Genomic DNA, 9,008 nt, shown 5'->3' with positions numbered 1-9,008 from the left:
CCCGGGCCTCGGCGAGCAGACCCCGCCCGGCGAGTTTCTCGGCGACGGCCTTGGCGGCCGCGTCGTCGGCGTCGCACACGAGGACGCGGGCGCCCTCCTCGGCGAACCGGCTGCTGATCGCGGCACCGATGCCGCCGCCGGCGCCGGTGACGATCGCGACGTGGTCGTCGAATCTGCGAATGGTCTGGGTTGGGCTCATGGTCTGGCTGCTCCCGTTCGGTCGGAGTGTCGGGGGTGGTGCGGTCAGAACCGGACGGCGTCGATGAACTTGTTCAGCTCTTCGTTGTCGGACCTGGTGAACGCGAGTTCCGGTGTGGTGTTCACGGCGATCTCGCCGTCCTGGAAGAACACCAGGCGGTCGGCCGCCTTCGACGCGAAGGCCATGTCGTGGGTGACCAGTGCGATGGCGATACCCTCCTCGGCCTTCAGACGCCGCAGCACCTCGAGCACCTCGGCGGCCACCGGCGGGTCGAGCGCCGACGTGATCTCGTCGCACAGCAGCAGTCGCGGCTTCATCATCAACGCACGAGCGATGGCGACGCGCTGGCGTTCACCGCCGGACAGCTGGGTGCACCGGCTCAGGATGTGCTGCTTCATCCCGACCTCCGCAAGCGCGGACTCGGCGCGGTCCCGAGCCTCCGAGGCGGACATGCCGAGCCGTTTGCGGGGCGCGAGGGTGAGGTTGTCGAGGACGTTCATGTGCGGCCAGAGGGTGTACGTCTGGAACACCATGCCGACGTGAAAACTCTTGTCCGCCCACGCCTCGGTGCGCTGCTGGTCCTCGAAGACGCGGACGCCGTCGAAGTCGATGGTTCCCTCGTCGGGCTCGGTGAGACCGGCGAGCGCGCGCAGCATGGTGCTCTTGCCCGATCCGCTCTTGCCGATGATGACGGTGATGTCGCCGGCGTGCATGTCGAAGTCGACGTTGCGCATGATGGTGCGGCCGTGGAAGCTCTTCTGCAGGCCGCGGGCGGAGACGAGGACGCCGCCGACGCCGGTCTGAAACGGTGCGGTGGATTCGAGGGTTTTCATCGCTGGCCTCTGGTTCGGTTCGTGCGATCGGTGGGGGTGCGGTGGTCGGTCGTCATGCCGTCGCCACCCGTCGCCCGGGAATCATGCGGCTGAGGAAGCTCTGGCTGCCCGTTGCGCCGCGTGCCGAGTTCTGCTGCATGCGCCGTTCGAGATTGCTGGTGGCGAGGGAGACCGGGAAGGCGACCGCGAAGTAGATCACCGCGGCGAGAGTGAACACTTCCAGCGAACGGTACGTCTCGGACGAGATCGTGTTGGCGACGAACATCAGGTCGGCCACCGCGATCGTCGACACCAGGGCCGAATCCTTGAAGATGGAGATGTTCAACGACAGGATGACCGGCGTCTGCTGCCGAATGGCCTGGGGAACAATGATGTAGCGCAACTGCTGTAGCCGCGTCAGGCGCAGCATCTTGCCAGCTTCGACCTGCTCGGCGGGCACTGCCTGGAATCCGCTCCGGTAGGCCTCGGCCATGAATGCGGTCAGGTTCGCCGACAGGGCGATTACCGCCGAGGTGAATCCGGAGATCGTCAGGCCGGTGAGGGCGGGAAGTGCGTAGAAGATCCAGAAGAGCTGGACGAGCATCGGGGTGCACCGGAACACCTCGATGTAGGCCTGCGCCGCCCAGCGCACCAGTTCGATCTCGGACATCCGCGCGACCGCGACGGGCACGGCGAGGACCATGCTGATCGCGATGGTGAGGACCGTGAGTTCGAGCGTGACGACCAGGCCGTCGAGCATCAGAGGAAACGCGTCGGCGACGATGGTCCAGTCGAATTCGTAATTCATGGCTGCCGTCCTACTTCTTGACCAGGTCGCCGAGATCGTCGATCTCGTGGTAGTCGACGTCGGCGTAGGCGCGGGCGAGTTGTCCGCTCTCGCGGGCGCGCTCGATGGCGATGTTGATGATCTGCAGCGACCGCGTGTCGGTATCGGCGGGAATCCCGTACGCGGCCGACGCGGAGTAGATCGGCGGGTTCGGCACGACGATCTTCAGGTTAGGATCGGCGAGGGTCTGAGCCTCGGCGGTCGGCAGGTCGGTGAACTCCGCGATCACGCGGCCCGCCTGGACCGCGGAGACCGCGTTGGAGGAGTTGTCCACCGGCATGACGGTCAATCCTGTGTCCTGAACCGCCTTCTCAGGCGCGGAGCCCTGCGTGGTCGCGACGGCGCCCCCGTCGGCCTTGATCTGCTCGGCGGTGGAGTGCGGCGAGTCCGCCTTCACCACGTACACGCCCTGGTACTCGTAGACCGGGTCGGTGAACTGGATGGCCAGCGATCTCTCGACGGTGTAGTCGAGGTTGGCGGCGAAGTCGTAGCGATCGGCCTGCAATCCGGCGACGATGTTCTTCCATTCGGCGGCCACCGGCTTCAGTTCCACCCCGAGTTGATCCGCCAGTTCCTGCAGCGGAATGAGATTCGGTCCCCCGAGCGATCCGTCGGCGCCCTGGACGGTCATCGGCGGTGCCAGCGCCACGCCTACCCGCAGTTCGCCGCGATCCTTGATGTCGTCGATGAACGAGCCCTGCGGACCCCCGACGCCGGCGGACTCCGATCCGCTGCTCAGGCCGGCGCCGACGTAACCGGATGCCGCGGCGACGACGCAGATGCCGGCGACGCCGAGAACTCTCTTGGTGCTTTTTTGCATGACTGCCCTCTTCGTGTGCAGGGTGCAGGCGCCGTGGGGTGCGGCGGCACTGGTCCGAATTCCGAGTTCGGGGAGGCGATTCGAGTGAAGCGCGTGTGTCTCCATCGCTCGGCTGGTGCGGAAGTCGGCGAAAGTGTGATCCACGCCGCATTTCCTCCTACGTAAGATTGTCAAACAATCATACGGAGCGCAAGAGGTCGGGGAAGGTTTTCGAGACTTCGGCCGATCGGCGTCACCCGGACGAAACACAACCATCGTGCACAGAGGAGCCCGCGGGCCGCTGAGCTGGGGATTGTCCGGTCGCGCCTGCGCCGGTGCGCGTCAGGCGCCGGTGTGTAAATTTCGGGTTATCTCGGTGGCCGCGGCCGTCCGAGGGGCTCCGAAGCTCAGTCCGAGCCCTCGGCGGCCGCCATCAGTGCGACGAGCTCTTCGGCGCTGTCGATGGTGTGCGCGACGAAGGCCGCCCGGATCTTGTCGAGGTTGCGCGTGCGAATGGCGTCGACCAGCCGCTCGTGGACCTCGAAGGCACGCTGGGGGTCCGACCGGGTGAACTGGTCCTGCGCGAGCGCGATGGTGATGTGAGCCTCGGTGACCGGCCACAGCTTCAGCAGCAGGTAGTTCTCCGACGCCGCCCAGATACTGCGGTGGAATCGCAGGTGGGCGTCGTGCTGGACGAGCGGGTCGGGGTCGAAGGCGAGCCGCGCGTACTCGCGCCAGCTGTCCATCACCATCTCGAGGCGGCGGCCGGAGCCGTCGGCGAGGATCGCGGTCATCGCCTGCATGTCGATCGCGACGCGCGCCTCGGCGATGTCGAGGAGGGCCTTGGCGTCGAGCGATGCCACCCGCAGGCCGCGGTACGGCTCCTGCACGAGCAGCCCCTCCTGGGCCAGCTGGTTGAGGGCTTCACGAACGGTCGGCCTGCTCACACTCAGCGAAGATGACAGCTGGGCCTCGGTGAGCTTCTCGCCGGGCTTCAGGGCGCCGAGCACGATCGCGCGCTTGATCTCGGCGATGACGCCGTCGCGGCGAGTAGTCGAGGCGACCGGCAGCAGCGCCGAGGCGCTGCTCGGTGCGACTGCCGCCGTGGCCTGTGACTTCGCCATGATCCGCCTTGTCGAGTGGGGACTTCTTGAAACCCATTATGCATATTGCCTGACAATCCCGGACCTGGCACCCATATGGATGCAGGGAAGCCCCGTTCGATCACGGGACGGGCGCCAATTTTCCCCAGCCGTTGACAGCGGGTCGAGGTAGTGCTTAGTGTTGCCCATCACAAGCGCAGATTGTCTGACAAACTGCATCTCACATTTTTCGCGACCCACCGGTTGCATCGAAGCGCCGGTCGGCGCTGTCAGGAGGCTGAAGACATCATGCGAATCGTTGTCGTCGGAGGTGGTGTCGTCGCCTTGGCGAGTGCGTACCGTCTCGCCAAGGCCGGTTGCGAGGTCGTCGTACTGGAAGCCCGGACCGCCGGCTCGGCCGCCACCCACGGGAATGCCGCGAAGATCGCGCTGGCCGAGAGCGGGCCGGTCCCGGCGCCGGGCGTCATCCTGCAGGGACTGCGATGGATGCTCAAGCCCGACAGCCCCCTGTATGTGAAGCCTTCCGTGGCACCGGATTTCCTCAAATTCATGCTCACGATGGCGCGGCACTGTAACGCCCGGGACTTCCGCTTCGGGCTGGAGACGCACCTGCGTCTCGCCTCGGATGCGAACGACCTGCTCGACGAATACACCAAGGACGGCATCGAATTCGAGATGCACAAGGCCGGTGTGCTGCTGGCGTTCGAGACCCGGGAGCGCTACGAGGAGCACTGCGGATCCCTGCCGATCTTCGAGGGCTTCGGCATGCACCCGACCCACCTCGACAGCGACGGCGTCCAGGAAACCGAGCCGGCGCTCAACCACCGGATCAAGCACGGCCTGTTCTTCGCCGACGACCGCCAGCTCGAACCCGACTCCCTCACCCGTGCGCTGGTCAAGCGCTGCGAGGAACTCGGGGTGCAGATCCGGGAGAACACCAAGGTCGGACGCTTCCTGCGCCGGGGCACCACCGTGACCGGTGTCGTCACCGACACGGGCGAGCAGATCGACGGCGACGCGCTGCTGCTCGCGGCCGGCGTGTGGAGTGGCCCGCTGTCGAAGGAACTCGGCGCCCCGATGCCGATCCGTCCGGGCAAGGGCTACAGCGTCGACTACAGTCCGGCACCGATCACGCTGAACACCTCGCTGACGCTCGAGGACGCCCGCGTGGCGGTCACCCCACTCGACGGCATGATCCGGCTCGCCGGCACCATGGAGTTCGGCGGCTTCGAGGAGAGCGTGAACCAGACCCGGGTCGCCGCCATCCAGCGTGCGGCCGCCGAGAACTTCGACGGCTGGGACAACCCGCCCGGAGCGGCGGCGCCGTGGGCGGGACTGCGTCCGATGACCCCGGACGGCCTGCCGATCGTCGGCAAGTTCGGGAACCTCGACAACGCCTACATCGCTTCCGGGCACGGCATGCTGGGCCTGACCCTGGCCCCCGGCACCGCCGAGATCATCACCGAAACCATTGTCAATGACCGTGTTCCGGAGATCGCCACCTCGATTTCGCCCAACCGCTTCCTGTCCCGGCGCGCCCTGCGCCGCGCCTGATCGGCCGTCTCGGCAGGCGCCGTCCGAGAAAGAAACCTCACGCCATGACGATCGCACCACCGGCTACCGGCACCGGCGTCGTCCGCGGTCTGCAGCCGATCAGCAGCGGCACGCGCCGGGAAGAAGTGGCCGACTCGATCCGCCGGGCCCTCCTGACGGGGGAGCTGCAACCCGGCCAGCGGATCAAGGAAGTCGAACTCGCCGCCGTCCTCGGCGTCAGCAGGCCCACCCTGCGGGAAGCAGTCCACGTGCTGATCCACGAGGGAACCCTGATCCAGGAACCGTACAAGGGGATTCGGGTGGCGCAGACCAGCCCGCACGCGTTGCTCGATCTCGCCGAGGTCCGTGTCTCGCTCGAGTCCACGGCGGCGCAACGGCTGGCCGCCGACCCCACCCGCGGCGGACTCGACACCCTGAGGCAGGCACTCGACGACCACCGGACGGCGATCGCCTCCGGCGACGTCGTGGCGTCCGACCTGACGCACCTCGAGTTCCACCGCACGCTGTGGCTGGCGTCGGGCAACGAGATGCTGATCAAGATCTGGCCTCTCGTGGCGGCGCAGATCCGCATGGCCATGACGGTCGACCAGGCCACCCGTTACGACCCCGACCGCGACCTCGCCATGCACGCCCGGCTGGTGGACGTCATCGAGCTGGGGGACCCCGACATCATCCGGGCCGAAGTGACCCGGCACATCCGAAGCAGCGCAGAAGAAGTCGTCTCGATCATCGGCGACTCCGACCACCCCTGACACACAATCAAGGAGTCAATTCATGAGCACGCAGTTCAGCGGAATCCTCGCCGCGGTCGTCACCCCGCTGACCGCCGACGGATCGGCCGTCGACCCCGACGGCATCAAGCGTCAGGCCGAGCACATCATCGGCGGCGGCATCAACGGTCTCGTTCCCGGCGGAAGCACCGGTGAGTTCACGACCCTGTCCACCGACGAACGCAAGCGGGCGACGGAGCTGTACATCGAGGCCGCAGCGGGCCGGGTCCCCGTCGTCGCCGGCACCGGCGCGCTGAGCACCGCCGAGACCGTCGAACTGAGCAAGCACGCCGCCGACGCCGGCGCCGCCGCGGTGATGATCGTCCCGCCGTTCTACGACACCCCGTCCTGGGACGAACTGCTGACGCATTACAGCGCGGTGTCCGACGCGGTCGACATCGACATCATGTACTACAACCTCCCGTCCGCCACCGGGGTGGACCTGGCGCCCGCGCAGTTCGCCGAACTGGCACGCAAGACCCGCGTCACCTCCTACAAGGACACCGGCGGAGACGCGGCGAAGTTCGCGTCCGTGCTGAACCACCACGCCGCGGACATCACCGCCCTCAACGGCTGGGACACCCTCTCGTTCGCCGGACTCGCTGCGGGCGCGAAGGCGTCGGTGTGGGGGACCGCGAGCGTCATCCCGCAGCTGTGCGCGGACTTCTACGACGCCCTCGCCGTGCGCGGCGATCTGGTTGCCGCCCGGGAACTGTGGACGAAGATCTTCCCGATCTGCGAATTCCTCGAATCACACAACTACGCTTGCGCTATCAAGACCGGCCTCGAGCTCGTCGGCCAGGACGCGGGCCCGACCCGCCGCCCGGTGCTGCCGTTGGCACCGGAGTTCCGGGACGAGTTCCGCCGCCTCCTCGTCGCGGCCGGCGTCAGCGTCGTCGAGAACTAGAACCGAAGGACGAGACCGTGATCCCCAGGCAGACCATCAACGCCGTCGACGTCCACGCCGCCGGCGAGCCCGGACGGGTGCTCATCGGCAGCCACCTGCACGTCAAAGGCGCCACCATGGCCGACCGGTTGCAGTACTGCCGCGAGCACCTCGACGATCTGCGGTTGCTGATGCTGCACGAGCCGCGCGGCTATCCCGGACTGTGCGCCGTCCTGGTGCTGCCCCCGGTCAACCCGGACAGCGACTTCGGCATGGTGGTGCTCGAGCAAGGGGGATTCCGGCCGATGTCCGGGAGCAACCTCATCTGCGCCGTCACCGCGCTCCTGGAGACCAGCACCCTGCCGGTGCAGGAGCCGGTGACGAAGCTGAAGGTCGACACCGCCGTCGGTGTCGTGCACGTGCGCGCCGACATCGCCGGCGGCAGGGTCGTGCGGGTCACCTTCGACAACGTCCCCGCGTTCGCCGTGGCCATCGACCATCCGCTCGAGTTGCCCGAATACGGCACCGTCCCGGTGGACATCGTCTTCGGCGGGCAGTTCTTCGTCCAGGCCAAGGCCGCCGACCTCGGTCTCGAACTGGTGCCCGGCGCCGCGAAGGACCTGGCCCGCGCCGGCGCCGTGCTGCGCACCGTCGCGCAACGCGATGTCGCGGTCCGGCACCCGTTCAACCCGGACATCGACCACGTCGCACTGACGATGATCCACGGCCCGTCCCCGACCCCGGGGGTCTCCGGGCGCAACACCGTCGTCCTGCCCAACGGCACCGTCGACCTCGACGACCCGACGACGTGGACCGGTGCGCTGGACCGGTCGCCGTGCGGCACCGGCACCTGCGGTCGCATGGCCGCCAAGCACGCGCGCGGCGAACTGGCGCTCGGGGAGCAGTTCGTCCACGAGAGCCTGCTCGGCACCACGTTCACCGGCACACTCACCGACATCACCGACGTGGGACCGCACCGGGCGGTGCTGCCGTCGGTCAGCGGCCGCGGCTGGATCACCGGGTTCAACCAGTACGTCCTCGACGCGGACGACCCGTTTCCGCGCGGCTACACCCTGGGCGACCTGTGGGGCCCGGAATCCGAGGGCGACGACGCCCGGCAACTACTCGACCAACTCGATCTGGAGAATTGATGACCACCCACGAGAAGCTGCAGTTCATCGCCGGGGAACGCCGGCACGGCAGCTCCGAGACGGAGCTGACGATCATCGACCCGTCCACCGGTGAGCCGATCACCACCGGCCTGGCCGCGACCACCGGGGACGTCGACGCCGCTGTCGCGGCCGCTCGCGCCGCGTTCCCGGGCTGGTCCCGCACCACGCCCGCCGAACGCTCGGACATCATGCTGCGCTGGGCCGAGGTCCTGCGGTCCCGCAGCACGGAGCTGACCGCCCTGGAGAGCCGCAACGGCGGCAAGGCGATCAAACTGGCCGACGGTTTCGACATCCCCGGGGTGATCGACAACGTCACGTTCTTCGCCACCACCGCCCGCAACCTCGAGGGCAAGGCGAGCGGGGAGTACTCCGGCGATCACACCTCGTCGATCCGCCGTGAGGCGATCGGCGTCGTCGGATCGATCTCACCGTGGAACTACCCGCTGCAGATGGCGGCCTGGAAGATCCTGCCCGCGATCGCGGCCGGCAACACCATCGTCCTCAAGCCCTCCGAGCTCACCCCGCTGACGTCGCTGCTCTTCGCCGAGACCGCGAAGGAGGCCGGCGTGCCGGACGGCGTCGTCAACATCCTCACCGGGGCCGGGCGGATCGCCGGACAGGCTCTGATCGAGCATCCCGACGTGGACATGGTCTCGTTCACCGGGTCGACGCCGGTCGGCAAGCAGGTCGCCGCGGCCGCGGCCGGCAGCGTCAAACGGGTCCATCTGGAACTCGGCGGCAAGGCACCGTTCGTCGTGTTCGACGACGCCGACCTCGAGGCGGCCGCCCGTGGCGCCGTCGCCGGTTCGCTGATCAACGCGGGCCAGGACTGCACCGCCGCCACCCGCGCCTACGTCCAGCGTCCC

General features: G+C 67.8%; 10 protein-coding genes. 5 read left to right on the top strand and 5 right to left on the bottom strand.

Going from position 1 to position 9,008, the window contains the following annotated elements; all coding sequences use genetic code 11:
• The 5 genes from ACFTZB_RS39190 to ACFTZB_RS39170 form a co-directional block, all read right to left on the bottom strand.
• Nucleotides 1–199: SDR family NAD(P)-dependent oxidoreductase (locus tag ACFTZB_RS39190; RefSeq protein WP_378440343.1), on the bottom strand; the 199-nt coding region annotated here is incomplete at its 3' end.
• 44 nt (nt 200–243) lie between these two features.
• The gene (locus tag ACFTZB_RS39185; RefSeq protein ID WP_378440341.1) at nt 244–1,032 is read right to left on the bottom strand and encodes an amino acid ABC transporter ATP-binding protein; all 789 of its coding nucleotides are present in this window, start codon (nt 1,030–1,032) and stop codon (nt 244–246) included.
• 52 nt (nt 1,033–1,084) lie between these two features.
• Entirely contained in the window at nt 1,085–1,819 is a 735-nt protein-coding gene (locus ACFTZB_RS39180) for an amino acid ABC transporter permease (RefSeq protein ID WP_378440339.1), read from the bottom strand.
• A 10-nt stretch (nt 1,820–1,829) separates the two neighbouring features.
• Nucleotides 1,830–2,678 carry a substrate-binding periplasmic protein gene (locus ACFTZB_RS39175; protein ID WP_378440337.1) on the bottom strand — a complete coding sequence of 283 codons (849 nt, stop codon included), beginning with the start codon at nt 2,676–2,678 and terminating at the stop codon, nt 1,830–1,832.
• Nucleotides 2,679–3,064: 386 nt separating this feature from the next.
• Nucleotides 3,065–3,781 carry a GntR family transcriptional regulator gene (locus ACFTZB_RS39170; protein WP_378440334.1) on the bottom strand — a complete coding sequence of 239 codons (717 nt, stop codon included), beginning with the start codon at nt 3,779–3,781 and terminating at the stop codon, nt 3,065–3,067.
• Between the two features lie 267 nt (nt 3,782–4,048).
• Between ACFTZB_RS39170 and ACFTZB_RS39165 the strand changes: the two genes are divergently transcribed.
• From ACFTZB_RS39165 to ACFTZB_RS39145, 5 genes are all read left to right on the top strand, one after another.
• Nucleotides 4,049–5,314, top strand: a complete 1,266-nt coding sequence (locus ACFTZB_RS39165; RefSeq protein ID WP_378440332.1) for an NAD(P)/FAD-dependent oxidoreductase — start codon at nt 4,049–4,051, stop codon at nt 5,312–5,314.
• Nucleotides 5,315–5,358: 44 nt separating this feature from the next.
• Nucleotides 5,359–6,066 carry a GntR family transcriptional regulator gene (locus ACFTZB_RS39160; RefSeq protein ID WP_378440331.1) on the top strand — a complete coding sequence of 236 codons (708 nt, stop codon included), beginning with the start codon at nt 5,359–5,361 and terminating at the stop codon, nt 6,064–6,066.
• Nucleotides 6,067–6,088: 22 nt separating this feature from the next.
• Complete coding sequence (locus ACFTZB_RS39155) at nt 6,089–6,991, top strand: dihydrodipicolinate synthase family protein (protein ID WP_378440329.1); 903 nt, start codon at nt 6,089–6,091, stop codon at nt 6,989–6,991.
• Nucleotides 6,992–7,008: 17 nt separating this feature from the next.
• Entirely contained in the window at nt 7,009–8,121 is a 1,113-nt protein-coding gene (locus tag ACFTZB_RS39150; protein WP_378440327.1) for a proline racemase family protein, read from the top strand.
• The coding region (locus ACFTZB_RS39145) for an aldehyde dehydrogenase family protein (RefSeq protein WP_378440325.1) at nt 8,121–9,008 on the top strand (888 nt) is incomplete at its 3' end. The genes ACFTZB_RS39150 and ACFTZB_RS39145, both read left to right, overlap by 1 nt.

Source organism: Rhodococcus sp. NPDC057014 (assembly GCF_042673295.1).
Taxonomy (GTDB): Bacteria; Actinomycetota; Actinomycetes; order Mycobacteriales; family Mycobacteriaceae; genus Rhodococcus_F.
The sequence above is the reverse complement of the archived record's forward strand: the minus strand, read 5'-3'. Positions and strand labels throughout refer to the sequence as shown.

Excerpts from the sequence above, each read along its gene's own strand:
- ACFTZB_RS39185 (WP_378440341.1), bottom strand. The coding sequence starts at position 1,032 with ATGAAAACCCTCGAATCCACCGCACCGTTTCAGACCGGCGTCGGCGGC.
- ACFTZB_RS39180 (WP_378440339.1), bottom strand. The coding sequence starts at position 1,819 with ATGAATTACGAATTCGACTGGACCATCGTCGCCGACGCGTTTCCTCTG.
- ACFTZB_RS39175 (WP_378440337.1), bottom strand. The coding sequence starts at position 2,678 with ATGCAAAAAAGCACCAAGAGAGTTCTCGGCGTCGCCGGCATCTGCGTC.
- ACFTZB_RS39170 (WP_378440334.1), bottom strand. The coding sequence starts at position 3,781 with ATGGCGAAGTCACAGGCCACGGCGGCAGTCGCACCGAGCAGCGCCTCG.
- ACFTZB_RS39165 (WP_378440332.1), top strand. The coding sequence starts at position 4,049 with ATGCGAATCGTTGTCGTCGGAGGTGGTGTCGTCGCCTTGGCGAGTGCG.
- ACFTZB_RS39160 (WP_378440331.1), top strand. The coding sequence starts at position 5,359 with ATGACGATCGCACCACCGGCTACCGGCACCGGCGTCGTCCGCGGTCTG.
- ACFTZB_RS39155 (WP_378440329.1), top strand. The coding sequence starts at position 6,089 with ATGAGCACGCAGTTCAGCGGAATCCTCGCCGCGGTCGTCACCCCGCTG.